Source organism: Neorhizobium tunisiense (assembly GCF_039631515.1).
Classification (GTDB): Bacteria; Pseudomonadota; Alphaproteobacteria; order Rhizobiales; family Rhizobiaceae; genus Neorhizobium.
The window spans coordinates 810,772-836,012 of record NZ_JBDIUU010000001.1; the positions used below are offsets into that span (position 1 = coordinate 810,772).

The 25,241-nt window shown below is 62.1% G+C and carries 29 protein-coding genes and 1 tRNA gene; 12 read left to right on the plus strand and 18 right to left on the minus strand.

Annotated features, from left to right (window positions below; translation table 11 throughout):
- Positions 1-72 precede the first annotated feature (72 nt).
- The 9 genes from ABCW43_RS04210 (at position 73) to ABCW43_RS04250 (ending at position 6,325) form a co-directional block, all read left to right on the plus strand.
- Positions 73-630, plus strand: a complete 558-nt coding sequence (locus ABCW43_RS04210; protein WP_345923334.1) for a polysaccharide biosynthesis/export family protein — start codon at positions 73-75, stop codon at positions 628-630.
- A 7-nt stretch (positions 631-637) separates the two neighbouring features.
- The gene (locus ABCW43_RS04215; RefSeq protein WP_345922236.1) at positions 638-1,798 is read left to right on the plus strand and encodes a glycosyltransferase family 4 protein; all 1,161 of its coding nucleotides are present in this window, start codon (positions 638-640) and stop codon (positions 1,796-1,798) included.
- A 99-nt stretch (positions 1,799-1,897) separates the two neighbouring features.
- Positions 1,898-3,451, plus strand: a complete 1,554-nt coding sequence (locus ABCW43_RS04220) for an undecaprenyl-phosphate glucose phosphotransferase (protein ID WP_345922237.1) — start codon at positions 1,898-1,900, stop codon at positions 3,449-3,451.
- Positions 3,448-4,719 carry an O-antigen ligase family protein gene (locus tag ABCW43_RS04225; protein ID WP_345922238.1) on the plus strand — a complete coding sequence of 424 codons (1,272 nt, stop codon included), beginning with the start codon at positions 3,448-3,450 and terminating at the stop codon, positions 4,717-4,719. The genes ABCW43_RS04220 and ABCW43_RS04225 overlap by 4 nt, the downstream gene beginning before the upstream one ends.
- Positions 4,720-4,795: 76 nt before the next feature.
- The gene (locus ABCW43_RS04230; protein ID WP_345922239.1) at positions 4,796-5,044 is read left to right on the plus strand and encodes a DNA-binding protein; all 249 of its coding nucleotides are present in this window, start codon (positions 4,796-4,798) and stop codon (positions 5,042-5,044) included.
- Positions 5,045-5,118: 74 nt separating this feature from the next.
- Entirely contained in the window at positions 5,119-5,268 is a 150-nt protein-coding gene (locus ABCW43_RS04235) for a hypothetical protein (RefSeq protein WP_345922240.1), read from the plus strand.
- 103 nt (positions 5,269-5,371) lie between these two features.
- Positions 5,372-5,560: a hypothetical protein gene (locus ABCW43_RS04240; RefSeq protein ID WP_105402980.1), complete on the plus strand. Its 189-nt coding sequence runs from the start codon at positions 5,372-5,374 to the stop codon at positions 5,558-5,560.
- A gap of 185 nt (positions 5,561-5,745) precedes the next feature.
- Positions 5,746-6,069, plus strand: coding sequence for a hypothetical protein (locus ABCW43_RS04245; RefSeq protein ID WP_345922241.1), 324 nt, complete (start codon positions 5,746-5,748; stop codon positions 6,067-6,069).
- Positions 6,070-6,248: 179 nt separating this feature from the next.
- Positions 6,249-6,325 (plus strand) — tRNA-Pro (locus tag ABCW43_RS04250).
- A gap of 127 nt (positions 6,326-6,452) precedes the next feature.
- On the opposite strand, the gene ABCW43_RS04255 is transcribed toward ABCW43_RS04250, so the two are convergent.
- From ABCW43_RS04255 to ABCW43_RS04285, 7 genes are all read right to left on the minus strand, one after another.
- Positions 6,453-6,908 carry a BA14K family protein gene (locus tag ABCW43_RS04255; RefSeq protein WP_445738891.1) on the minus strand — a complete coding sequence of 152 codons (456 nt, stop codon included), beginning with the start codon at positions 6,906-6,908 and terminating at the stop codon, positions 6,453-6,455.
- Between the two features lie 99 nt (positions 6,909-7,007).
- On the minus strand, positions 7,008-7,541 hold the full coding sequence (locus ABCW43_RS04260; protein ID WP_210011375.1) for a MerR family transcriptional regulator: 534 nt from the start codon (positions 7,539-7,541) through the stop codon (positions 7,008-7,010).
- A gap of 153 nt (positions 7,542-7,694) precedes the next feature.
- Positions 7,695-8,033 (minus strand): integration host factor subunit alpha, encoded by a 339-nt coding sequence (locus tag ABCW43_RS04265; RefSeq protein ID WP_007770264.1) that lies wholly within the window; start codon positions 8,031-8,033, stop codon positions 7,695-7,697.
- Positions 8,034-8,154: 121 nt separating this feature from the next.
- Positions 8,155-9,126, minus strand: a complete 972-nt coding sequence (locus tag ABCW43_RS04270; protein WP_345922242.1) for a beta-ketoacyl-ACP synthase III — start codon at positions 9,124-9,126, stop codon at positions 8,155-8,157.
- A gap of 20 nt (positions 9,127-9,146) precedes the next feature.
- The gene (gene plsX / locus ABCW43_RS04275; protein ID WP_345922243.1) at positions 9,147-10,193 is read right to left on the minus strand and encodes a phosphate acyltransferase PlsX; all 1,047 of its coding nucleotides are present in this window, start codon (positions 10,191-10,193) and stop codon (positions 9,147-9,149) included.
- A 151-nt stretch (positions 10,194-10,344) separates the two neighbouring features.
- Positions 10,345-10,911, minus strand: a complete 567-nt coding sequence (locus ABCW43_RS04280) for a YceD family protein (RefSeq protein ID WP_345922244.1) — start codon at positions 10,909-10,911, stop codon at positions 10,345-10,347.
- A 6-nt stretch (positions 10,912-10,917) separates the two neighbouring features.
- Complete coding sequence (locus ABCW43_RS04285) at positions 10,918-11,469, minus strand: ubiquinol-cytochrome C chaperone family protein (RefSeq protein ID WP_345922245.1); 552 nt, start codon at positions 11,467-11,469, stop codon at positions 10,918-10,920.
- 225 nt (positions 11,470-11,694) lie between these two features.
- Here ABCW43_RS04285 and ABCW43_RS04290 point away from each other — a divergent pair, with 225 nt between their 5' ends.
- Positions 11,695-12,210, plus strand: coding sequence for an outer membrane protein assembly factor BamE (locus ABCW43_RS04290; RefSeq protein ID WP_345922246.1), 516 nt, complete (start codon positions 11,695-11,697; stop codon positions 12,208-12,210).
- Between the two features lie 72 nt (positions 12,211-12,282).
- Here the strand turns inward: ABCW43_RS04290 and ABCW43_RS04295 are convergent, their stop codons facing one another.
- From ABCW43_RS04295 to ribH, 4 genes are all read right to left on the minus strand, one after another.
- Positions 12,283-14,424: a sodium-translocating pyrophosphatase gene (locus ABCW43_RS04295; protein WP_345922247.1), complete on the minus strand. Its 2,142-nt coding sequence runs from the start codon at positions 14,422-14,424 to the stop codon at positions 12,283-12,285.
- 217 nt (positions 14,425-14,641) lie between these two features.
- Positions 14,642-15,865 (minus strand): MFS transporter, encoded by a 1,224-nt coding sequence (locus ABCW43_RS04300; RefSeq protein ID WP_345922248.1) that lies wholly within the window; start codon positions 15,863-15,865, stop codon positions 14,642-14,644.
- Between the two features lie 31 nt (positions 15,866-15,896).
- A complete protein-coding gene (gene nusB, locus ABCW43_RS04305) occupies positions 15,897-16,376 on the minus strand; it encodes a transcription antitermination factor NusB (RefSeq protein ID WP_038593118.1) in 480 nt (159 codons plus the stop codon).
- Between the two features lie 4 nt (positions 16,377-16,380).
- Positions 16,381-16,839, minus strand: coding sequence for a 6,7-dimethyl-8-ribityllumazine synthase (gene ribH / locus ABCW43_RS04310; protein ID WP_345922249.1), 459 nt, complete (start codon positions 16,837-16,839; stop codon positions 16,381-16,383).
- Positions 16,840-17,046: 207 nt separating this feature from the next.
- Here ribH and ABCW43_RS04315 point away from each other — a divergent pair, with 207 nt between their 5' ends.
- A complete protein-coding gene (locus ABCW43_RS04315) occupies positions 17,047-17,568 on the plus strand; it encodes a GNAT family N-acetyltransferase (protein ID WP_345922250.1) in 522 nt (173 codons plus the stop codon).
- Positions 17,569-17,583: 15 nt separating this feature from the next.
- Here ABCW43_RS04315 and ABCW43_RS04320 read toward each other — a convergent pair whose 3' ends face one another.
- The 5 genes from ABCW43_RS04320 to ABCW43_RS04340 form a co-directional block, all read right to left on the minus strand.
- Positions 17,584-18,198, minus strand: coding sequence for a riboflavin synthase (locus ABCW43_RS04320; protein ID WP_345922251.1), 615 nt, complete (start codon positions 18,196-18,198; stop codon positions 17,584-17,586).
- Entirely contained in the window at positions 18,198-19,505 is a 1,308-nt protein-coding gene (ribD, locus tag ABCW43_RS04325; RefSeq protein WP_345922252.1) for a bifunctional diaminohydroxyphosphoribosylaminopyrimidine deaminase/5-amino-6-(5-phosphoribosylamino)uracil reductase RibD, read from the minus strand. The genes ABCW43_RS04320 and ribD overlap by 1 nt, the downstream gene beginning before the upstream one ends.
- A gap of 2 nt (positions 19,506-19,507) precedes the next feature.
- A complete protein-coding gene (gene nrdR, locus ABCW43_RS04330) occupies positions 19,508-19,987 on the minus strand; it encodes a transcriptional regulator NrdR (RefSeq protein WP_007771094.1) in 480 nt (159 codons plus the stop codon).
- 52 nt (positions 19,988-20,039) lie between these two features.
- Positions 20,040-21,329 (minus strand): serine hydroxymethyltransferase, encoded by a 1,290-nt coding sequence (glyA, locus tag ABCW43_RS04335; RefSeq protein WP_345922253.1) that lies wholly within the window; start codon positions 21,327-21,329, stop codon positions 20,040-20,042.
- 176 nt (positions 21,330-21,505) lie between these two features.
- Positions 21,506-22,837, minus strand: coding sequence for a L,D-transpeptidase family protein (locus ABCW43_RS04340; RefSeq protein WP_345923338.1), 1,332 nt, complete (start codon positions 22,835-22,837; stop codon positions 21,506-21,508).
- A gap of 413 nt (positions 22,838-23,250) precedes the next feature.
- Here ABCW43_RS04340 and ABCW43_RS04345 point away from each other — a divergent pair, with 413 nt between their 5' ends.
- Positions 23,251-23,472, plus strand: a complete 222-nt coding sequence (locus ABCW43_RS04345; protein WP_210011361.1) for a hypothetical protein — start codon at positions 23,251-23,253, stop codon at positions 23,470-23,472.
- Between the two features lie 510 nt (positions 23,473-23,982).
- Here the strand turns inward: ABCW43_RS04345 and ldtR are convergent.
- Positions 23,983-24,498, minus strand: a complete 516-nt coding sequence (gene ldtR / locus ABCW43_RS04350; RefSeq protein WP_037081118.1) for a transcriptional regulator LdtR — start codon at positions 24,496-24,498, stop codon at positions 23,983-23,985.
- A gap of 233 nt (positions 24,499-24,731) precedes the next feature.
- Complete coding sequence (locus tag ABCW43_RS04355; RefSeq protein ID WP_345922254.1) at positions 24,732-25,169, minus strand: DUF6163 family protein; 438 nt, start codon at positions 25,167-25,169, stop codon at positions 24,732-24,734.
- Positions 25,170-25,241: the final 72 nt, after the last annotated feature.

Consider the following 25,241-nt stretch of genomic DNA (forward strand, 5'->3'; position numbering starts at 1 on the left):
TAACGGGGACAGATGGTATGAACAGCCGGAGCCTCGACCGCGGAAATGTCCTTCGCCCCCTTCAAACGCGTGATGGCCAAACAGGTGCTGGCGTTAGCCCTCGCTGCGACGGCGCTTGCCGGCTGCTCGAGCTACGCGCCCGCTCCGAAAAGCTTCCAGCAGGCAACCATTCAGCCGTACAGGCTGGATAGCGGCGACCGGCTGCGCGTCAGCGTCTTTGAGCAGCCCGGCCTCACCAATACCTATACGGTCGACCAGGCCGGTTATATCGCCTTCCCGCTGATCGGCCAGGTGGCAGCTCGTGGCCAGACGCTGCCGGCGCTCGAAGGCTCGATCGCGTCGCGCCTGAAGCAGGGTTATCTGCGCGATCCGGACGTTACCGCCGAGATCGACCGCTATCGTCCCGTCTTCGTCATGGGCGAAGTCGGCCGGCCGGGGCAATATTCCTATGTGCCGGGGATGACCGCCCAGAACGCGATCGCGATCGCCGGCGGCTTCACCTCCCGCGGCAACCAGCGCGATGTCGACGTCACCCGCAAGATCAACGGCCAGGTGATCACCGGCCGCACCGTCATCTCTTCCACGGTGCTTGCCGGCGACACGATCTACGTCCGCGAGCGGCTGTTCTGACCGGTCCATGGCGGAAGGCGCTCCCCTGCGGATACTCCACTGCTTCAGGTCGCCCGTCGGCGGGATTTTTCGCCACGTGCGCGACCTCGTCGAGGAGCATCGGGCTGCCGGCCATGAGGTCGGCATCCTGTGCGACAGCTCGACCGGCGGAGCCCATGAGGACCGCCTCTTCGACAGCATCCGGCCGCTGCTTTCGCTCGGCCTCACCCGCATTCCGATGCGCCGCGCCATCGCTCCTTCCGATTTCGCCGCCATCTACAGGAGTTACAAACATATCAAGAGCTTGCAGCCGGACATCTTGCACGGGCACGGCGCCAAGGGTGGCGCCATTGCCCGGCTGATCGGCTCAGCCCTGCGGGTCAACAGGTATCGCGTAGCCCGCCTCTATTCGCCGCATGGCGGCAGCCTGCATTTCAACCGGTCGAGCCTTTCCGGCCAGGCCGTGCTGCGGCTGGAACGTTTCCAGGAACATTTCGGCGACGCGCTCGTCTTCGTCTGCGACTATGAGCGGCGCACCTACGAGGCCAAGGTCGGCAAGCCGCGCAAGGTATCGCGCGTCATCTACAACGGCATCAAGGATGCCGAGTTCGAGACGGTCGCCACCGACCCGGCGGCACCGCATTTTCTCTATATCGGCATGCTGCGCGACCTGAAGGGGCCGGATGTCTTCATCGACGCCTTCGCCCGCACCGAAAGGGCGGTCGGTCATCCGCTTTCAGCCCTGATGGTCGGCGACGGCCCGGATCGCGACCGCTACGAGGCGATGATGGCCGAGCGCGGGCTTGGCCGCCGTATCCAGATGAGGCCCGCCATGCCGGCGCGTGACGCGTTCGCCATGGCGAAGATCGTCGTCGTCCCCTCCCGTGCCGAAGCGATGCCCTATATCGTGCTTGAGGCGCTGGCGGCCGGCAAGCCGGTGATCGCCTCCCGAGTCGGCGGCATTCCGGAAGTGCTCGGCGAAACCAGCGCAGCGCTTGCCCTTCCCGGCGACGCCGGGGATCTGGCCCGCGTCATGACGGAGGCAGTCACGACGCCCGGCTGGCAGGATGCCGTGATGCCCAAACCTGAAGCCTTCAAGGCGGTGTTTTCCGCTTCGGTCATGGCCCGCGCGATGCTCGGCCTGTATCAAGACCTGACAGGTTCGAAGCCCGATCCGGGCCGCGGCTAAAGGCTTCCTTCACCTCTTTTTGCTAAGCGTTTCCCATTGCTTCCAGCATCACCGGGGCTTCCAGCGCCGCCGGGCGTGGAAGGCCAAAGGGATCGGTCCATGAACCAGCCGAACAAGTCCGAGCAGTTCGATGTCGAAAGCCTTCGCAAGAAGGTTTCGGAGCTCCGCGCAGCCGACGAAAAGCACGATCCGGCGAACGCCACCGTGCTCAATCCGTTTGCCCGCCAGATCGCCGAGCAGTTCCGCAACGACAGCTATTCGCCGACGATGCTGATCGGCCTGTTCCGGTTGTTCGAGCTCCTGGCGATGCTTGCCATCGGACTTGGCGTCGGGGCGCTTTTCGCGCCGATCGATCTCACCGGCTTTTTCGCCCGCTTCGCCCTCATCGCCTGGGGCTCGACACTCACAGTGCTGCTTCTGCAGGTGGCCGACACCTACCAGATCCCGTCGCTGCGCGGCGCCTCGCGCACCGCTAGGCGGGTTTTCGTCGGCTGGACTATCGGTTTCCTGCTGACCGCATCGACCCTCTATCTCGTCGAACCCAAGCCCTACCCGCTTGCCGGCCTTTTCGCCTGGTTGGTCACCGGCGCCTCTTTCCTGTTCCTCGAACGGCAGCTCACGGCCTTTGCCATCCGCCACTGGGGCCGCAATGGCGTGATGGAACGCCGCGCCATCATCGTCGGCGGCGGCGAACCGGCCAAGCAGCTCGTCCGCCAGCTCGAACAGCAGCCCGACAACGACATCCGCATCTGCGGCATCTTCGACGACCGCAACAGCGAGCGTTCTCCGACCGTGGTCGCGGGTTACCCGAAGCTCGGGACCTTCGCGGAACTCATCGAATTCGCCCGCCTCGCCCGCATCGACATGCTGATCATCGCGCTGCCGGCAACCGCCGAGGCCCGCATCCTGCAGCTGCTGCGCAAACTCTGGGTTCTGCCGGTCGATATCCGGCTGGCCGCCCACGCGAACAGGCTCCGCTTCCGCCCCCGCTCCTATTCGCATGTGGGCGCGGTGCCGATGTTCGACATTTTCGACAAGCCAATCCGCGACTGGGATTCGGTCGCCAAGCGTGTCTTCGACATCGTCTTTTCGGTGGTCGGCCTCCTCCTCACCTGGCCGATCATGCTGGGCGCGGCAATCGCCGTGAAGACGACATCGAAGGGGCCGATCCTGTTTCGCCAGAAGCGCCATGGCTTCAACAACGAGATCATCGACGTCCTGAAGTTCCGTTCGATGTACACCGACCTCAGCGACCAGACGGCGGTCAAGGCCGTCACCAAGGGCGATCCGCGCGTCACCCGGGTCGGCCGCTTCCTGCGCAAATCCTCGATCGACGAACTGCCGCAGCTGTTCAACGTGCTGCGCGGCCAGCTTTCGCTGGTCGGCCCCCGCCCGCATGCGGTGCTCGCCCAGACGGGTACGCGCAAATATGTCGACGTGGTCGAGAGCTATTTTGCCCGCCACCGGGTCAAGCCGGGCGTGACCGGCTGGGCCCAGATCAATGGCTTACGCGGCGAGCTCGACAGCGACGAAAAGATCCGCGCCCGCACGGCCTATGACCTCGACTATATCGAGAACTGGTCGCTGCTCTTCGACCTGAAGATCCTGTTCCTGACGCCGATCCGGCTGCTCAACACGGACAACGCCTATTGAGCACGCTCGACTATAGCCGCGCAGGCGGCCACCCGGCGGGTTTCGACGGCCGGCTTGCCGCCGTGAAGCTGGCCGGTTCCGGCCTGATCGCCTTTGGCGTCTTCCTGTCCGGCTTCGTCATTTCCGAGCCTGCCCCTTACGAACTGATCATGGTGATCCAGATCGGCATCTGGTTCCTGCTCGGCCTGAAGATATCGCGCACCGTCGCGCCGCTTCTCGTGATGCTGCTGACGTTCAACATGAGCGGCCTGTTCTCCATGTTCGTCATGAAGGACATGAGCGAGGCGCCGATGTATTTCGCCGTCTCCACCTTCCTGGCGCTGAGCTCGGTCTTTTATGCGGCGATCATCGAGAACGACCACCGGCGCCTGAACCTGATCTTCAAGGCCTGGGTGGCGGCGGCGATCATCACCTCGCTGCTTGGCGTTCTCGGCTATTTCAACGCCTTTCCGGGCTCGCATGTGTTCACCCGCTACAATCGCGCCATGGGCGCCTTCCAGGACCCGAACGTCTTCGGCCCCTATCTCGTCGCCCCCCTCCTCTACCTCCTCTACCGGTTGCTGACCGGACCGCTGATGAAGGCGCCGTTGCTGATCGCCGGCATCCTCATTCTCGCGCTCGGCATCTTCCTCTCCTTCTCGCGCGCCGCCTGGGGCCTGCTGGTGTTCGCCGGTATCGCGCTCGTCATCGTCATGCTGCTCAAGGAGCGCACGACCGTCTTCCGGTTCAAGATCCTGGCGATCGCGGGAGGGGCTGCGATCTTCCTCGTCCTGGCGCTGGCAATCGCGCTGCAGTTCCCGCAGATCTCCGACCTGTTCACGAACCGCGCCAAGCTGGTGCAGGACTATGACGGCGCGCGCCTTGGCCGCTTCGAGCGCCACAAGATCGGTTTCCTGATGGCCATGGAACGGCCGCTTGGTCTCGGCCCCATGGCCTTTGGCAAGATCTTCGGCGAGGACGAGCACAATATCTGGCTAAAGACGCTGACCACCTACGGCTGGCTCGGTGCGATCACCTATCAGATCATGATCTGGTCGACGCTCTGGTTCGGCCTCCGCTACATGCTGCGTGAACGCCCGTGGCAGGCCTATCTGATGATCGCGTGGGTAATGATATTGGGCCATGCGATCATCGGCAACGTTATCGACACCGACCACTGGCGGCATTTCTACCTCCTGCTCGGCGTCGTCTGGGGCTGCATTGCGCTGGAACACCGCTTCATCCGGTCGCAGCGACGATCCCCTTCGCCGACGCCCAAGACCGCTTGACTTTGAGGCCCGGCGCTCCAGATTTCCTACTATGCTAACGGTTTCTCAACTCCGCGCCGCACGCGCGATGACAGGAATGACGGTTGAGGAACTCGCCGCCGCATCCGGGCTTTCCAAATCCGTGATCGAAGAAGCCGAGGCCTCGCATGTCTTCGCGAACGCAGCCGTCACCGATCGGCTACGCTCGATATTTGAATCAAAGGGCGTGCTTTTCCTCGGCGCGGGCGAGGACGATGCAGGCGCCGGGCCGGGGCTGAGGCTACGACAGCAGTTTCATGACGAGGGAATCCGCCCCCAGAACCTCAACGCCGCCAACGACGACTGAAATCGCTGCGACACGGGAACTCTTTGAGATCTCACGCGTTTCCCCGCCATCAGACGATATGCAGGGGGCTATGCATGACACGCACGAACAATCTCTATCTGGTTATCGGCGCTTTGCTCGTGGCCGTCGTCGGGCTTAGTTTTTACGTCTATCGCGAAGAAACGAAGCCAAAGGGCGTCGAGCTCAGCATCGGCCAAGATGGTATAAAAGTCCAAGAGAAGTGAGGGTTCGTTAGAGGATACATTATTAACGATAGAAGCTCAGAGTTGTCCGGAACAAAATTCACCGAGTGAGTTTAGTTTCAAATAAGCAAGAAAGGGGATACTTATGACCACGCATATGAATCTCGACGAGATCGACAGTAAAGGCTTGAAGAAAGTCTGGAGCGTTGCCGAATTCGCCAAGCGCTATCGCCTTGACCGTGGCGAGGAAACCCGCCTGCTGAAGCTTCTCGGGCCGTTTGCGTCCCAGCAGGAACTGCTGATGAATGCAAGCCGCGCGCCGCGTTTCCGCTAGGCGTCCCTTCGATATCCCGTTCGACTTTTTGCCCAGCTTCCATGCAGAAGTCGAGAGCATGTGTTGCCTCGGCTTACACGCGAGATCTCCCCTCGCAGGAACCTTTATCATCCTCTTCCAGTTGGTCTTACATGAACCAATTCGCACCCCGGCGGTTTGGACCGCTGGGCATAAGGAGGATAACCATGATCAGACTGATTTCGAATACCGGGCTTGCCGTTGCCCTTTCGTTGGGCGCCATCGGCGCCTTCTCCGTTCCCGCTTCCGCACAGGATATCCAGCTGCGCGTCGGACCAGATGGCGTGCGGCCGATGATCCGCGACCGGGACCGTGATTATGATCGTCGCGGCTGCAGCCCCGGTGAAGCCCGTGCCGCAGCCCGCGACGAAGGTTTTCGTGACGCCCAGGTCGTCCGTGTGACGAGCCGCAGCATCACCGTGGAGGGCTTCACGCGCAACGGGCCGGATCGCATCACCTTCGCCAACCGCCGCGGCTGCCCGGAAATCTGACCTGCCGCCGAGGCTGATCGCGCAACCGACTTCGAAAGCCGCGCCCGAATTCGGGACGCGGCTTTTATGTTCACCCGCACATTCTTGTGCCGACCATCCTCTTTTTCTTCCGATCAAGGGATTTTGAGCTTGCGCCGGGAAAGCGGAGCGACTAGGGAAAACATGCTCATTGAGCAGGTCGGGGCGTAGCGCAGCCCGGTAGCGCACTTGACTGGGGGTCAAGGGGTCGTCGGTTCAAATCCGGCCGCCCCGACCAATTAAATCCCCTTGAAATCTCAGTCAGATCAAAAGCCTTTTCCGAGAACCGGGACTTCCCGACGCAATTTACCCGCCCCACCGGATGGGCAGGGCGGGCTTAAGGTTTTCATCCGGCTCAACGGATATCAGTAGGGCGAATAGCACCGCTGGCGCGGGCCGTAATAGGGCTGGAACGTATTGTCATAGGCCCTGTAGGACCGGTAGCGTGCATAGCACCAGTTCACGTGCGCATTACCACGGCTTATATAGCGCCGGGGCGGGTAATAGCGCGGTGCGTATCTCCGCTCATAGCGCGGCTGTGCCAGCGCTCCGCCGATGATCGCGCCGAGCGCAAGCCCGCCGATGATCGCACCGGCATCCGGGCCCCGGCGGTGGCGGCGGTAGTAACGGTCGCCGTAGTAGCGGTCGCGGTAATAACGACGCCCTTCCCAGCGGTCACGGTCGCGCCAGTACTGCACCTGCTGGATATCCTGAGATCTCTCGATGCGCGGAGCACCGATCGACGGAAACGCCTGGGCGGGAGCAACGCCACTAAAAGCCGTGATCAGGGACAAAACGACGACGGCGAGCTTTTTTTTCATAATTCACCTCCTCTGATTTTCCTCATGAAGAAATGATCCTCCATTTCTCCTGAACCAGAGGTGAATGGTAAATTTTGCTTAACGTTGCTGTATGTTGAGTTAGCGAACCTGATCCAAGAGGCGCTTGCATTCCAAAAGGTCGAAGAGCGCTTCCTGCAGCAAGGCACGGTCTTCCTTGCCGACGCTGGACTTGCCGATCGACACTTCCATGTCGTCCTCATGGGAGGCGCCGAACCCGAAAAAGCGGCCGCTCGGCTTTACCTTCGGGCGACCGACGATCTGGTCCTCTTCGGCCGTACTGATCTTCGGCTCGGCCTGCTTTTCGCTGTTTGCCGCCATGATCGCTTCCATCGTGGCGAGATCGCCTGATGCAATCGCAGAGACGAACTTGTTGCCGTTCGTCTTCAGAAGCTTCTGCACGCCTTTTATGGTGTAACCGTGATCGTAGAGCAGGTGCCGGATGCCCTTCAGGAGATCGACGTCTTCGGGACGATAATAACGACGCCCGCCGCCGCGCTTCATCGGCCGGATCTGCGGGAACCGCGTTTCCCAGAAGCGCAGCACATGCTGCGGCAGGTCGAGGTCGTCGGCGACCTCGCTGATCGTACGAAAGGCGTCCGGGCTCTTCTCCAAAGTTCATACTCCAAACGGCAGGCTGCCCATGCCCCAAGGGCAGACTCATAGCCTCCGATACATGCGCGGATTATGCGCCGAATCGGACATATCTCAACGGTTTAAGCCGGGAGATTCAAGCATGTTCACAGGATTGCGGAAAAGGTGGCGGCTTCAGGCAACCGGGCTTGCGGGCTTCAGTTTCGCCTTTCGCGCCGTGTGCGCCTTGAGGATACGGCTCTTCAGTACGTTGGAGGCCTTGAACGTCATGACCCGACGCGGAGAGATCGGCACTTCCTCGCCGGTCTTCGGATTGCGGCCGATGCGCTCGTTCTTGGAGCGCACCTGGAAGGTCGCGAAGGAGGAAAGCTTGACCACCTCGCCCCTGACGATCGCATTGCAAATTTCGTCTATGACCGTCTCGACGAGCTCGGCCGATTCCGTCCGCGAAAGCCCGACCTTGCGGAAAACCGATTCCGCCAGATCCGCGCGTGTTACTGTCTTGCCGGCCATGATCCCCGCCCAATTTTCGAAATTGATCTTATCAAAGCCGATAGAGAGTATTTTGCTTGAGCGCGAGGGTCAAGCGCCTGTGCTCAATCGCTTATTTACGTTTCGGCCGATCGTTGCCGCCCTACCAGCGGACCAGCAATGCGCCCCACGTAAAACCGCCGCCCATGGCTTCGAGCATCACCAGATCACCCTTCTTGATGCGCCCGTCGGAGGCGGCAACCGAAAGTGCCAAAGGAATCGATGCAGCCGAGGTATTACCATGCAGATCGACCGTCACGACGACCTTTTCCAAAGGAATGCCGAGTTTCTTCGCCGACCCGTCGATGATGCGGCGATTGGCCTGGTGCGGCACCAGCCAGTCGAGATCGTCCGCCGTCGTGCCGGTCGCCGCGAACGCGCTGTCGATCACGTCGGTGATCATGCCGACCGCATGTTTGAAGACCTCGCGGCCCTCCATGCGCAGGTGCCCCACCGTGCCCGTCGAGGACGGGCCGCCATCGACGTAGAGCTTGTCCTTGTGGGAACCGTCGGAACGCAGATGCGCGGTCAGCACGCCGCGATCGGCGATCGTCCCCTCGCCTTCCGCCGCTTCGAGCACCAGCGCGCCTGCGCCGTCGCCGAACAGCACGCAGGTGGTGCGGTCCTTCCAGTCGAGAATGCGGGAGAAGGTCTCGGCGCCGATGACCAGCACGCGCTTTGCCATGCCGCCGCGAATATGCAGGTCGGCGGTCGCCATCGCATAGACGAAACCGGTGCAGACGGCCTGCAGGTCGAAGGCGTAGCCATGGGTCATGCCCAGCCGGTTCTGGATATTGACGGCGGTCGCCGGAAAGGTGTTGTCGGGTGTCGAGGTCGCGACCAGCACCAGATCGATGTCACCCGGCGTCAATCCGGCATTCTCGAGCGCCGCACGCGCCGCCTGCTCGCCGAGGGAAGCGGTCGTCTCACCTTCTCCGGCAATATAGCGCTGACGAATGCCCGTGCGCTGCACGATCCATTCATCGGAGGTCTCGACGATGTCTTCCAACTCGCGATTGGTCACTACCCGCTTGGGGAGCGCTGCCCCGTAACCGCGAACCACTGAACGGATCATTCTTAACTCACATCCTGTCGTCATGCCGCTTCGGGGCCAGCCGGCGGCTGGCGGCGCGCATGGTAAATTGCCAGATCCTGCCGGATCTTGGCGTTGAGATCATTGCGTGCCATGTCATAGCCGACATCGATCGCGGCAGCAAAACCGTCGGGATTGGCACTACCATGGCTCTTGATGACGATGCCGTTCAAGCCCAGGAACACGCCGCCATTGACCTTGTTCGGATCCATCTTCTCGCGCAGCCTGTCAAAGGCCGGCTTGGCGAGAAGGTAGCCGATCCTGGCCAGCAGCGTGCGCGACATCGATTCGCGCAGAAGCGTGGCGATCTGCCGGGCCGTGCCCTCCGCCGCCTTCAGCGCGATATTTCCGGTAAAGCCTTCGGTCACCACCACATCGACGGTGCCCTTGCCGATGTCGTCACCCTCGACGAAACCGTGATAGGCGATGGTCGGCAGGTTGGCCTCGCGGATCAGCCGCCCGGCCTCCTTGACCTCTTCCTGGCCTTTCACCTCTTCGACGCCGACGTTCAGAAGCCCGACGGTCGGCCGGTCCACCTCGAAAAGCGAGCGCGCCATGGCGCCGCCCATGATCGCAAAATCGAGAAGTTGCTGGGCGTCGGCACCGATCGTCGCGCCGACATCGAGAACGATGCTTTCACCCTTCAAGGTCGGCCAGATGCCGGCGATCGCCGGGCGTTCGATATTGGCCATGGTGCGTAGACAGAACTTCGCCATCGCCATCAGGGCGCCGGTATTGCCGGCGGAAACCACGACCTCCGCCTCGCCGAGCTTCACCGCCTCGATCGACCGCCACATGGTGGAGATATAGCGGCCGCGGCGAAGTGCTGCACTCGGCTTCTCCTCCATGCTGACGGCGAGTTCGCATTCGTGGAAGACGGACTTATCCCGCAGCTTCGGATATCTCGCCAGAACCGGCTCACACTGGGCCTTCAGGCCGTAGATGAGGAAGGTCACATCCGGGTGGCGTTCCAATGCCTTGGCGGCACCGGCAATGACGACCTCGGGACCAAAATCGCCGCCCATGGCATCGATAGAAATTCTGATCACGCGTCCCTGATCCTTATCTTCGCCGAACGCACCACCCTTGTCGGTCATGCGCCAGTTCTCACGTCTCCAACGGCCTTTCGCTCCTCATGCGGGGCCGTGTCGGCGAATTCGTGGCCAAAATATAGTTTTTGCTGTCGCTTACAACCCGTCCTCAATCCTTTTTCCAGTCCTTAAGGACGGCAAAGGGATTGGTGCGTCCGGACTTTTCATCCGCATCGCCTTCCAGGTGATCGGCAAACTCGGCGCCCGGTTCGCGCGGATAGGCATCGATCGCAAGGGCTGCGAATTCGGCCACCACTTCGCCGACATCGATCGTGTCGCCGACAAACATTTCGGGAAGATCGGGACCATCGGGATCGATCACCATCTCCGCGGTATCGCTGGTGACAATCCGCGCGAGCTTCGATCCTTCAGGCACGAAGATCTGCTCGAACTCTTCGTTTATCTTCGATGCGACCGGCTCGAGCGTGACGACCGAGGACTGGACGATATCGGCCTCGACGCGCCCCTTGAGGCGCACGCCGTCCTTCTTCCACCGGGCGATCTGCAGCTCCGCCTTCAGCGAACCGACCGAAACGACCTGCCACAGCTTTGCCAAACCCTCGAGTTCGCGCGCATCGGCTTCGAGCTTCACGGTCACCGCATTGGCGGAAATATTCCCGACCTTGACGGGATAGGAAAAGGGAGGCTTTTCGCCTGCGCCACTATCGTTCTTCATCAAACCTCACTCTTCTCGCGGCAGCGGGGCCGGCAGGGGCAGAACCGCGTGGCCGCGAGAAATCTCATCTTCGGAAATGCCGGCGAGCGCCGTCTCCGCAACAATCATCCAGTCCGCAAGCCCCCGCATCCCCGGCGCATCCTCCGTCTTGGGATAGATATTCCGGCTAAGGGCTGCGGCAAGCGCCTCGGTGTCCTTGGCTTCGAGAGCAGCGGCATAGGTTTCCACTCGGCCGTAGAACATGCCGGCCAGTTTTTTCATGCGCTTCGGCACGCTCTGGTCGCCAATGCCGAGTTCGCGGATCGAATGGTCGATATCCTGAAAAAACGCGTCGACGATCTCCTGGGCCAGTTCCTGACCGCTCGAATCGGATTTCGCCGTTCGCCTGAAGAACAGGATCATCACGATCGAAAGCATCTCGAAACGACCCATGACCGTGTCCGGCACGTCCAGATCGCTGTAGAAGAACGGAACGCGCGCCAACGACGTCAAGGTCGAATACTGGCGGTCAACGATCGCCTGGTTCTGGTTTTTCTTCTTGAAAAGGCCGAAGATCATCTGAATTCCCGTTATTTGCCTCCAGGAACGCCCTGGCCTGCCACTGGCCATGTTGCATGGAAACGAAAGCTGGTTTACCGAAGCAGGCACGAATTGCAATGCCGTTCCGCCGGATCAGCGAACGGGGTGGGATGTTCGCGGCCTTAACATCCAGGCCGGGATCGGGTCCTATGTCCCTGAATAGCCACAATGGTAGGGTCAGCAGGGGCAGGTTGAGTTTGGGGGATGCCGTTGAACAAGCGGGTTTTCGGATACGAGATGACATTCTTGAGTAAAACCGCGATGGCAATGGTCGTCGCATCCATCACCGTTTCGGGTTGCACGTCCATGCAGATCGGCGACACCATGTATAACGGCTATGTGGTCGACCAGAAGTCGCTGGAGCTCATTCCGGTCGGGTCGAGCCGCGAGCAGGTGCTGCTGACGATGGGTACGCCCTCGACGACGGCGACCTTCGATACCGAGGTGTTCTATTACATTTCGCAGAAACGCACGCGCGCTGCGGCCTTCATGAAGCCGAAGATCGTCGATCAGACGGTGCTCGCCATCTATTTCGACAAGGACGGTGTCGTCGCCCGCCGCGCCAACTATACGATGCAGGACGGCAAGGTGTTCGACACGATCTCGCGCACGACGCCGACCGGCGGCCGCGACCTCACCTTCCTGCAGCAACTGCTTACCGGCGGTTCCAGTGCCGGCGGGGCAGCAGCCCGCAGCATTCTGTCGAACTTCGGCAGGTAAGCACAGGACACGAAATACAAAAGCCCGCGGGGATCGCTCCCCGCGGGCTTTTTGTTTGGCCTGGTTCAGAGATCAGCCGGCAAGCACCGCCAGCAGCAGAAGCGCCACGATATTGGTGATCTTGATCGCCGGGTTGACGGCAGGGCCTGCCGTATCCTTGTAGGGGTCGCCGACGGTATCGCCGGTGACCGACGCCTTGTGGGCTTCGGACCCCTTCATGTGGCGGGTGCCGTCCTTGTCAACGAAACCGTCCTCGAAGCTCTTCTTGGCATTGTCCCAGGCGCCGCCGCCCGAGGTCATGGAGATCGCCACGAACAGGCCATTGACGATGACGCCGAGCAGCGATGCGCCGAGGGCCGCAAAGGCGGAAGCCTTGTCACCGCCGGAGATCAGCAGGACGCCGAAATAGACGACGATCGGGGCCAGAACCGGCAGCAGCGACGGAACGATCATCTCGCGGATAGCAGCCCGGGTCAGGATGTCGACGGCGCGGCCATAATCCGGCTTTTCGGTCCCCGCCATGATGCCGGGCTTTTCGCGGAACTGCTTGCGCACTTCCTCGACGATGGAGCCCGCGGCGCGGCCGACGGCGGTCATCGCGATGCCGCCGAACAGGTATGGGATAAGGCCCCCGAAGATCAGGCCGGCGACGACGTAAGGGTTGGAGAGGTCGAAATCGATTTCGCCGACGCCGTTGAAATACGGATACTGGGCACTGTTTGCCGCGAAATATTTGAGATCGTTGGAATAGGCGGCGAACAGAACCAGCGCGCCGAGGCCGGCAGAACCGATCGCATAACCCTTGGTGACGGCCTTGGTGGTGTTGCCGACCGCGTCGAGCGCATCGGTCGACTTGCGCACTTCCGGCGGCAGGTGCGCCATTTCGGCGATGCCGCCGGCATTGTCGGTCACCGGGCCGAAGGCATCGAGTGCGACGATCATGCCGGCAAGGCCGAGCATGGTGGTGACGGCGATGCCGGTGCCGAACAGGCCGGCGAACTGGTAGGTGGCGATGATGCCGCCGACGATGACGATCGCCGGAAGGGCGGTGGATTCCAGAGAGACCGCGAGGCCCTGGATGACGTTGGTGCCGTGGCCGGTCACCGAGGCCTGGGCGATCGAATTCACCGGGCGCTTGTTGGTGCCCGTGTAGTATTCGGTGATGACGACGATCAGCGCCGTCACCACGAGGCCGAGCAGGCCGCAGATGAACAGAGCCGTGCCGGTGATCGGCTTGCCGGCGACAGTGCCGATCGTGCCCCAGCCGATGGTCAGCGAAGTCGCCGCGCCAAGACCGAGGATCGACAGGAGGCCGGTGACGATCAGGCCCTTGTAGAGCGCGCCCATGATCGAGCCGTTGGAGCCGAGCTTGACGAAGAAGGTGCCGATGATCGAGGTGATGATGCAGGCGCCGCAGATCGCCAGCGGATAGACCATGACGGTCGCGAGGATCGGCGCGCCGGCGAAGAAGATCGCCGCAAGCACCATGGTGGCGACGACGGAGACCGCATAGGTTTCGAAGAGGTCGGCCGCCATGCCGGCGCAATCGCCGACATTGTCGCCGACGTTATCGGCGATCGTCGCCGGGTTGCGCGGATCGTCTTCCGGAATGCCGGCTTCGACCTTGCCGACGAGATCGCCGCCGACGTCCGCACCCTTGGTGAAGATGCCGCCGCCGAGACGGGCGAAGATCGAGATCAGCGACGCGCCGAAGCCGAGCGAGACGAGCGCGTCGATGACTTCACGCGAGCCGCTCGGATGGCCGAGACCGGCCGTCAGAATCCAATAATAAATCGAGACGCCGAGGAGAGCGAGGCCTGCCACCAGCATGCCGGTGATGGCGCCGGATTTGAAAGCGATGTCGAGACCGGCCGCGAGGCTTTGGGAAGAAGCCTGGGCGGTGCGTACGTTGGCGCGGACCGAGACGTGCATGCCGATGAACCCGGCGGCGCCCGAGAGTACGGCACCGATGACGAAGCCGATCGCAGCGGTGCCGGACAGCAATACCCAGGCCAGGATCGTTACGACGACGCCGACGATTGCAATGGTCATGTATTGGCGCGCCAGATAGGCCTGTGCGCCTTCACGGATATATCCGGCGATCTCCTGCATGCGGATACTGCCCTGATCGGCAGCCAGCACGGAACGCGTCGCCCAGGCGGCATAGATGATCGATAGCAACCCGCACACGATCACACCCATAATTACAGTCATTCGCTTTTCCTCTCCCTTAGCGCCGGGTGGTCCATACCCTCCGGCCGTGCACCCCTGCAGCGGCACACATCCACGAGATGAGCAAGACCGCCGCAATACTCCATAGTGCGCATTCCCGCGCAGCCGACCGCTCCCCTCCCAAGGAATCCGGGATCGCCTGCGCGGACGGGAGATTGCGGTGGAGATGAATTGGCGTCAAGCCCGAAGGGACAAGACTCTAAGCGGATTTCACGGAAGAGCGCTTGAACATCAGCGCCAGCACCAGGCCGAGGCAGACGATCGTGACCGGCCAGATGATCAGGTTCATGAAGGACCAACCGTAGGCAGTGAACACCTTGCCCGAGGAGAAGGAGGACAGCGCCACCGTGGTGAACAGGATGATGTCGTGAAAACCCTGCACCTTGTCCGCCTCATGCGGGCGATAGCTGGAGGCGACAATGGCAGTCGAGCCGATGAAGGCGAAATTCCAGCCGATGCCGAGCAGCACCAGCGCGCCCCAGAAATTCCAGAGCTCGATGCCCATATGGGCGATCACGGCACAGCCCATCAGGATCAGCAGCCCGGCCGCGACGATCTTCTCGACGCCGAAGCGTGAAATCAGCATGCCGGTGAAAAAGCTCGGCGCGAACATGGCGAGCACGTGCCACTGGATGCCGAGCGTGGCCATTTCCGAAGGGAACCCGCAGCCGATCACCATCGCAAGCGGCGCGCCGGTCATCATGAAGGTCATCAGCGCGTAGGAGGAGATGCCGCAGATCATGCCCGTCAGGAACCGCTGGGTGACGACGATCTCGCCCAGTGACCGTGCCGGCGCCGAAGACGCGTGACCGCCGCTCATCTGTGGCAGTTTCAGCGGCGCCAGCATCAACAGGGCGATGAGATAAAGCGGAATGACGGCGACGAACGCACCGGCGAACAGCACGGGCGACAGCAGGTCCTTGGTCCAGATCGCAAGCTGCGGCCCGAGGACCGCCGAAACTATGCCGGCCGCGAGTATCCAGGAGATCGCCTTCGGCTTGTAGAACGATGGCGACGCATCTGCTGCGGCGAAACGGATCTTCTGGGTGAAGCCATTGCAGAGGCCGATCAACAGCAGGCCGACCGCAAAAAGCCAGAAGCTCGAATGGAACAGCGCGATCGCCGCGGTGGCGGCCCCAGCCGCTCCGAGGACCGCGCCCAGCATGAAGCTCGCCTTGCGGCCGAGGAACCGGGAGGCGACGGCAACCGCGACGGCGCCTGCCGCCATGCCTATATTGAAGCCGGTCAGCGGAGCGGTCGCCAGCGACTTGTCATCACCCAGCAGCTGGTAGCCGACGAGACCGCCGAGCGCGAACACCAGAGGCGGCGCCGAACCGAGGACGGCCTGAGCGCCGGCAAGCAGAGCGACACTGCGCCGGGCGGTGCTCATCTGTGTCTGAAGACCGTCTACCGCGCCGTCCATGCTGCCCCCACCCTGTCTTGCCGTTGACCTGTTATTTCTTGGTTTCGCCGCGTACCTGCTTGGCGATGCGGTCGAGGACGGCGTTGACGATGCGCGGCTCTTCCTCTCCGAAGAAGGCGTGAGCGATCTCGACATATTCGGTAACGATCACGGCGACAGGCACGTCCTTGCGTTCGAGAATCTCGAACGTACCGGCACGCAGGATAGCCCGCAGCGTCGAATCGAGACGCGACAGCGGCCAGTCTTCCTGCAGCGAGGCGCGGATCAGCGGGTCGATCTTGACCTGGTCGCGCACGACGCCGGCAACGATCGAGCGGAACCATGAGGCGTCGGCCTTCAGGTAGGTGTCGCCGTCGAGTTCCTGACCGAGGCGATGGGCCTCATATTCGGCCACGACTTCCAGCACGCCGGTCCCGCCGACATCCATCTGGTAGAGCGCCTGCACGGCCGCCAGGCGGGCTGCGCCGCGCTGATTGGCCGGCTTGACCGGGTGTTCGCCTTCCTTGGCCATCAAATCAACCGCCGTTCATCTTTTCACGCAGCGCGATCATGGTCAGCGCAGCGCGGGCGGCAAAACCGCCCTTGTCCTTGTCCGAACGGCGGGCGCGCGCCCAGGCCTGTTCGTCATTCTCGCAGGTGAGGATGCCGTTGCCGATCGCAAGCGATTCCGACACGGCGAGGTCCATCAGGGCACGGGAGGATTCGTTCGAGACGATATCGAAGTGATAGGTCTCGCCACGAATGACCATACCGAGCGCGACGAATCCGTCATAGTCGGTGCCGCCCTCTTCCGCCGCATCGAGTGCCATGGCAATCGCCGGCGGGATTTCGAGGGCACCGGGAACGGTGACCACGTCATAGGTCGCCCCGGCCGCCTTCAGCGCATGGGTCGCGCCTTCGAGCAGCGCATCGGACATATCGTCGTAGAAACGCGCCTCGACGACGAGGAGGTGTGGAGCGGTTTCGCGTGACATGATTCACCTTTGTTCAAATCGGCCCAGCATGAGATCGATATCGCCTCAAGGCGGGCCGATAGTCATATGGGTCTCGGGCAGGTGGCGGTCAAAACACGCTCTGAGGGGAATGGCAAGCAATTTTCGCTGAACGCAGCGATGCGAATCGGGAATAGCTGGGCAAGCGACGATAAAGATCAGTGCCAACACCGGACCATGGAGCCCGCCATGACCACCATTCCGACTCTCGAAACCGACCGACTGATCCTGCGCCCTCACCGGCTGGAGGAGTTCGAGACCTATACGGAATTCTGGGCCGACCCGGACGTGGTTCGCTACATATCCGGTATCCCCTCGTCCCGCGAGAACAGCTGGAGCCGTATGCTGCGCGTCACCGGCATGTGGCATCTCATGGGTTTCGGCTTCCTGGCGATCGAAGAAAAGGCCACCGGCCGTTTTCTCGGCGAAGCGGGTTTCCAGGACATGCGCCGGGAGTTTCAACCCTCGATCGAAGGGACGCTGGAGACGGGCTGGGCACTCATCCCGTCCGTCCACGGCCGCGGTTATGCCACCGAAGCGGTGGATGCGATGATCTCCTGGGGCGAAGCCCATTTCCCAGACCGCCGGATGACCTGCATCATCAGCCCGGAGAATGCCGCCTCGCTCAGGGTGGCGGCAAAACTCGGCTTCCGCGAGTTCGCTCGCGCCGATTACCACGGCCCGATCGTGGTGCTGGCTCGCGAAAACTGATCGCCGGGCGAGCCGTCAACCTTTCGCCGGGAATTCCGCGAGCCGTGCCGCGTAACGCGCCATCGTATCGACTTCGAAATTGACGAAATCGCCCGCGTTGCGGTCGCCCCAGGTGGTGACGGCGAGCGTATGGCGGATCAGCAGCACGTCGAAATCGGTGCCCTCGACTGCGTTGACCGTCAGCGACGTGCCGTCCAGAGCGACCGAGCCTTTCGGTGCGACGAAGCGGGCAAGCGCTTCCGGCGCGCGAAGACGGATGCGGACCGCCTCGCCTTCATGTTCGATGCCGAGAATTTCAGCCTTGCCATCCACATGGCCGGAGACGATATGGCCGCCGAGCTCGTCGCCGATCTTCAGCGCCCGCTCCAGATTAACCCGCGTGCCCTCGGTCCAGGCGGCGATCGTCGTCAGCCGCAGCGCCTCTTCCCAGGCCTCGACCTCAAACCAGCGCTCGTTGCTGCCCGCGTCCGGCAGCCTGGTGACCGTCAGGCAGACGCCGCCATGGGAAATCGAAGCCCCCATGTCGATGGTCTTCGGGTCGTAGTTGGTGGCGATCCTGAGCTTGACGCCCTCGTCCATCGGTGTCGTTGCCGCGACCGTGCCGACATCGGTGACAATTCCGGTGAACATCAGAAACCTCTTTCGTATTCAAAACAGCGGTCGGGGCCGAAGGTATTCTCGCCCACGAGCTTGAACCCTGGCGGCATATCGGATGGCGTCAAGGGCGATTCAAGTCCGCCTTCGCCGACAATGCCGGTGCCCTGGAAAAGGAGGATGCGGTCTACGAGGTTTGCGTCGAGGAAAGCTCTTGCGGCGCTCGCGCCGCCTTCGACCAGAAGCGAGGAGATGCCGCGAACCGCAAGAATCGCCAGCAGGATATCGAGTTCGGTGGCGTCCATGATCTCGACGCCGGCAGCTTGGAGCGCGGCGATCTTCGAGGCCAGATCACCTACTAGCCTCGGAGCCAGATCGCCCCCCTCTGCCCTGCCGGGCATCTCCCCAACGGGTGGGGAGATCGGGGATGAGCCGCCCTGCCCCACACTCGCCGATGGCGCTGCAGAAACGGGTTCGGAGCCCGAATTGGCCAAATGAGCCCGCCGCGATTCAATCTCCCCCCTTGTGGGGGAGATGCCCGGCAGGGCAGAGGGGGGTGCCGCCGCAGTCTCAACCGGCAAGGCTGAACCCGGCGCAGCCACCACAATCACCGGCACGTCCCGCGCCGTCCGCACCAGCTTGGACGTCAACGGCAATTGCAAATGCCGGTCGAGCACGATGCGGATCGGAGAGCGTTTCTCCAGTCCGGGAATGCGCACCGTCAGCTCCGGATCATCCGACAGCGCCGTGCCGATGCCGACGAGAATCGCATCCGCCTCGGCCCGCAGCCGGTGCACTTCCGCCCGCGCCTCGGGTCCGGTGATCGAAACTTCTTCACCCCGCCGTCCAAGCATCCCGTCGGCGGAAACCGCAAGCTTCAGAGTCACATGCGGCCGGCCCTTCGTCTGGCGGGTGAGGTAGGCGGCGAGCGCGCGGCGCCCCTCCTCCTCCATCAGCCCCGTCTCGACGACGATCCCGGCATCGCGCAGGATCGCAATCCCGCGGCCGGAAACGCGCGGATCTGGATCGGTCAATGAGATTACGACGCGGGCGACGCCGGCTTCGACCAGCGCATTGGCGCAAGGCGGCGTGCGGCCGTAATGCGAGCAGGGTTCGAGCGTGACGTAGGCCGTCGCTCCCCTCGCCTTTTCGCCGGCGACATCGAGCGCCTGGGTTTCCGCATGCGGCCGGCCGCCGGGCGCGGTGACGGCGGAGCCGACGACCTCGCCGTCCCTGACGATGACGCAGCCGACCGAAGGATTGGTGCCTGTCTGACCGGTATGAAGACGCGACAGACGCAGCGCCGACGCCATGAACCACCGGTCTTCGGCAGCGCTCGTCATGGCTACGGCTCGATGCCGGGATCGCGGGCGATCTTGGCGTTGATCTCCTGGATCACCTTTTCGAAGTCCTCCGCATGGGAGAAATCGCGATAGACGGAAGCGTAGCGCACGAAGGCAACGTCATCGAGGCTCTTCAGGGCTTCCAGCACCTGCAGGCCGATTTCTTCCGACGAGATCTCGTTCTCGCCGGAGCTTTCGAGCCGGCGCACGATGCCCGACACCGCCCGCTCGATGCGGTCGTTGTCGACCGGCCGCTTGCGTAGCGCGATCTGGAAGGACCGCACCAGCTTGTTGCGGTCGAACGGCACCTTGCGGCCGGTCTTCTTGGTGACCATCAGTTCGCGAAGCTGGACGCGCTCGAAAGTGGTGAAGCGGCCGCCGCAATCCGGGCAGATACGCCGCCGGCGGATGGAGGTGTAATCCTCCGCCGGACGACTATCCTTGACCTGCGTGTCTTCCGAACCGCAATAGGGGCAGCGCATCGCCTCTCCTTAGGCTTGCCAATAGGGGATCGCCCAAGCGGCGACCCAAGAATCACATGTAGGGATACATGGGGAAGCGGCCGGTGAGCGCCACGACCTTCTCGCGCACGCCGGCTTCCACCGTCGCATTGCCTTCGTCGGAATTGGCGACCTTCAGTCCGTCGAGAACCTCGATGATGAGATTGCCGATTTCCCTGAATTCCGCCTCCTTGAAGCCGCGCGTCGTGCCGGCCGGGGTGCCGAGGCGGATGCCCGAGGTGACGAAGGGCTTTTCCGGATCGAAGGGGATGCCGTTCTTGTTGGTGGTGATGTAACCGCGGCCGAGGGCCGCCTCGGCGCGCTTGCCGGTAGCGTTCTTCTTGCGCAGGTCGACCAGCATCAGGTGGTTGTCGGTGCCGCCGGAAACGATGTCGAGGCCGCCGGCCATCAGCGTTTCGGACAGCGCCTTGGCATTCTTGACGATCTGGGCGGCGTAGTCCTTGAAGTCCGGCTGCAGCGCCTCGCCGAAGGCGACCGCCTTGGCGGCGATGATGTGCATCAGCGGGCCGCCCTGGAGGCCCGGGAAGACCGCCGAATTGAACTTCTTTGCCAGTTCCTCGTCATTGGTGAGGATGACGCCGCCGCGCGGGCCGCGCAGCGACTTGTGGGTGGTCGTGGTGGCGACATGGCAATGCGGGAACGGCGACGGATGCTGGCCGCCGGCGACGAGGCCGGCGATATGGGCCATGTCGACCATCAGATAGGCGCCGACCGAATCGGCAATCTCCCGGAAACGCTTCCAGTCCCAGATGCGGGAATAGGCGGTGCCGCCGGCGATGATCAGCTTCGGCTTGTGTTCTTCGGCCTTGCGCTGCACCTCGTCCATGTCGAGCAGGTTGTCGCCTTCGCGCACGCCGTAGGACACGACGTTGAACCATTTGCCCGACATGTTGACCGGCGAACCGTGGGTGAGATGCCCCCCGGAGTTCAGGTCGAGACCCATGAACGTGTCGCCCGGCTGCAACAGCGCCAGGAACACCGCCTGGTTCATCTGGGAACCGGAATTCGGCTGGACGTTGACGAAATCGACGCCGAACAGCTTCTTGGCGCGCTCGATGGCGAGTTCTTCGGCGATATCGACGAACTGGCAACCGCCGTAATAACGCTTGCCCGGATAACCTTCCGCATATTTGTTGGTCATGATCGAACCCTGCGCCTCAAGCACGGCGCGGGAGACGATGTTCTCCGATGCGATCAGCTCGATTTCGTGGCGCTGGCGACCCAGTTCCTTCTCGATCGCGCCAAAGATTTCCGGATCGGATTCAGCCAGCGGGCGGGAGAAGAAGACGTCGGTGTTCGACATGTGCGAGGCTCCTCAAAGGGGTGGGCATTGCAATGTCGCGTCTTAGCCTTACGCCTTCCCCAGAGCAATACGGGGAACGACATTTGCTCGCCGGAAGACGCGGAGATGCCCCTAGAAACGAAAAAGCCGCACCCCTGGCGGATGCGGCTTCCCGTAAACGGAAGATGAGGCCGGTCTTATTGCGGCAGCAGATCGTCGTCGGCGGCGCCGGCCGGCTTTTCGATGCCGGTGGTCGTCTGCAGTGCCAGTTCCTGGTTGCCGTCACGCTCGTAGATGTCGTCGCGGAACTGCACGACGCGGTCCTTCGCCGACCAGGCGGTGATATAGACGATATAGACCGGGACTTCCTGGGTCAGCTTGATCGGGGTGTTCTGACGCGTCGAGATCACCCGTTCGATCTCCTGGCGGGACCAGCCGGTCGTGTCGCGCAGAAGCCAACTGATGAGGTCGCGGACGTTCTGGACGCGCATGCAGCCCGAGGATTCGAAACGCATCAGCTTGTTGAACAGGCCCTGCTGGGGCGTGTCGTGCATGTATTCGTTGTTCGGATTGTGGAAATTGATCTTCGTCGAGGCCATGGCGTTGATCTTGCCGGGGTCCTGCCGGAACATGAAGTTCGGCGCCTTCGGCGCGAACCAGTCGACCGTTTCCGGCGCAACCTCGTTGCCCTTGCCGTCGATCAGGCGGATGTTGTTGCGCGTCAGATAGGTCGGGTCCTTGCGCATCAGCGGCACGATGTCCTTCTCGACGATCGAGCGCGGCGCGGTCCAATAGGGATTGAGGATAACCTCGTAGATCTTCGAATTGATGGCATGCGTCGGACGGTCGATGCGCCCGACAACGGCATTGGTGCGCAGCGCCACGCGGTCGTTTTCCACCGCCTCGATATAGGCGGCCGGAATGTTCACCATCACATAGCGGGGGCCGAGATCGCCGGACATGGACTGCAGGCGCACCAGGTTGGTGCCCAGTTGGCGCAGGCGCACGTCGGCCGATATGTTCATCGCCTTGACGGTGAACTCGCCCATCACGCCGTCGGCTGGCAGGCCGTGACGGGCCTGAAAACGCTTCACCGCGCCATCGACATAGCTATCGAACGAGGAGGACATGCCCGCTTCGCGCGGCAGGTCGCCTGAAATCATCAGGCGCTGGCGCAACTGCTGGACGGAAGGATCGACGACGCCGAGGCGCAGGCGCTGCTGGCCGGGATTGACCTCGGGCCAGCCGCCGTTGGAGACGATCTGCTGGTAATCTATGATCGCCTGCTGGATGTTCGCCGGTCCGCCGGCGCCGAGCACCGGATTGTTGGAGACGACGTTGACCGCGGTTCTGGATGCAGCCTTGGCGTCGAACTGGTCGTCCCAGGTGCCGCGGCGCGGCGCATTGATCAGATCATCCATCGCCGTCTGGGCGAATGCGGGCGCTGCAAGTGCGGCAGCACCGGCAGAGACGGCCGTGCGAAGCAAGGCACGGCGGGAAAGAGCTTCAGATCCGATTTTCTTCGACATCATAGTACCCATCTGGTCCCGAGCAGCATCAACGACGCCTACAGGGATATGGTTAAGAACGCGCAAAAAGTTAGCGCAGCCGCAAAGGGCTTCGTCGTCATCGCAATGTTATGAAAGCGCGAATTCCCGCCGGCCCGTTGCATCCAGCCGGTCCCATAGCAATATGGCCAATTCGTGTCAGGTACTTGCGCGTCACAAAGCCGTGTTGGCACGTGATTTTTTCACGCGGCATATAGGCCACACCGCGGACCGCAAGCGATCCCGGGACGTGCGAGATGGTCGGTTGAGATCCGCCCTTCGATAAAAACCGGCCAGGCCGCTTGGGCATCGCCCCCTTGCCGAATGCAAAGGCCGTAAGCCTGGGGCAAGCGGGCTGGCTAAAAATTATCCCTCATTCATGAGGAATTTGAGATTTGAACTGGTACCCGATCGAAGCGCTTGAGCCTGGAAAGCTGGTCGTCCTGCATTTTCGCGATGAGACCGCACCACAATGCGTCGGCTATGTCGAACAGGACGGCGTCTGCGGGTGGCCGGAAAAGGTGACGGGCCGCAGACCTGACGGCTGGCTCGACCTCTCCTCGATGTTTGCGGGCATGACAACTGAAATTCGCCGGGTTGTGGCGGCGACCTTATAGGCAGATATCCTGATAGGCAGATATCCTGGCGCAAACGGATGTATCGGAACGTATTTCCGACGCTCATGGCAGAATTTGTCTATCTACCCGGGCTCCATACTGGTAGGCACCCCGTACATCACCCATTGGAGAGCTACCGTGACCCTGGACGAAAAGTACCAAATTATTGTCAATGCTTTCCAGAACAACAAGTTTGGCGTCTCGCCGACCTCCACACGGGGAGCCGTCCAGAATTACTGCAAAAAGCACGGCCTCCAGGGCGAAGACTATACAGAGACACTCGCAGCGGCGATGTCCGCCGGTTTGATTGCGCAGATGGCGGACTCCGGCACTCACCATCAGAAACGCCGGCCGCGCCCTGCTGGCCCAGCGATAACCCCTATCCGCCAGAGGCGGCTACCCAGCCGGCGCGCAAACGAGCGTAACGGTGCGTCTTTCGACACCCCGTTACGCTTTTGCGTAGCACCGCATGACTGGAGGTAATGGAGTGTTTCGCAAGCCCCCGGTGGATCAAAGGCGGTAAAGGATCTGGTCGTTCCAGAAGCGGTCGAGGCGCTGGAGCAGCTTGTTCATCTGGGAGAACTCGCCCTCGCCGATGCCGCCGACCTTTTCGATCGAGCCGATATGGCGTTCGTAGAGCTTGCCGACGGCCTCGGCGATCTCCTGGCCTTCCGGCGTCAGGCTGATACGGACCGAGCGGCGGTCGATGCGCGAGCGCTGGTGGTTGATGAAGCCGAGATCGACCAGCTTCTTGACGTTGTAGGAGACGTTGGAGCCGAGGTAGTAACCGCGGGAGCGCAGTTCGCCGGCCGTCAGTTCCGAATTGCCGATGTTGAACAGCAGGAGCGCCTGGACGGCGTTGACGTCGTCGCGACCCTGGCGGTCGAACTCGTCCTTGATCACATCGAGAAGGCGGCGGTGCAGGCGCTCGACCAGATGCAGCGACTCCATGTAGAGGGCGCGAATGGTGTCTTCATGCGGATCTGCTACTGCCGGTGCCGCCTGCGGCTTCAGTTTCGTGTTCATCATGACTGCCTCATCCTGTTTTGTTTGGCGGTGTTTGTTTCTTCCCGCCTTGAGACAGACACTATCCAATACGCATAAAATTCGACTTAAAACATAGGCTTAACAAGTGCTTAACGCGTTCCGTTGAATTCCTTCGACACGTCACCGACTGGAACCGCCACCACGCAGATTTAAAATAAATCAATGACTTAGCATGGAATTTTCGGTCAAATCCGGCCGTCAAAGCTTTAATTTCAGGGTGAATCAATCCTTACCCGCTCCGCCTTGCGACGCGCCTCGATCCATAAGGAGAGCCGAAATACGACGTAAAGCGCGGCGACGAGGCCGTGCATGAGGGGAACGAGACGGTTGTGTCCGAAGATCTCCGGCCAGACGATATACATCGACACTTGCGAGATTGCGGCAATCGCCCAGAGCACGGGGCCCCAGGACACGGTGAGCCAGAGGCCGAGCGAGGCGACCGGAAACAGCACGGCAAGCGAAGACGCCGCCACCTTCCAGGGAAGTGACAACAGATCGAAGCGGGCCATACCCTTCAGCGAATAGCCGACCAGCATCGCCCAATATTGCAGGCCGAACCAGAAACAGGCGACCGCGACCAGCCTGAGGAAGACCACGTAGAGAATTTCGGTCAGCGTGCGCTTCGGCACCGTGAGTGAATCGGGTTCCATGGGACTACACTAGCCGCCACGGCCGCCGACCGCCAGTACCGGCCTCTCGCCTGCACGATCGTTCAAGAGCCC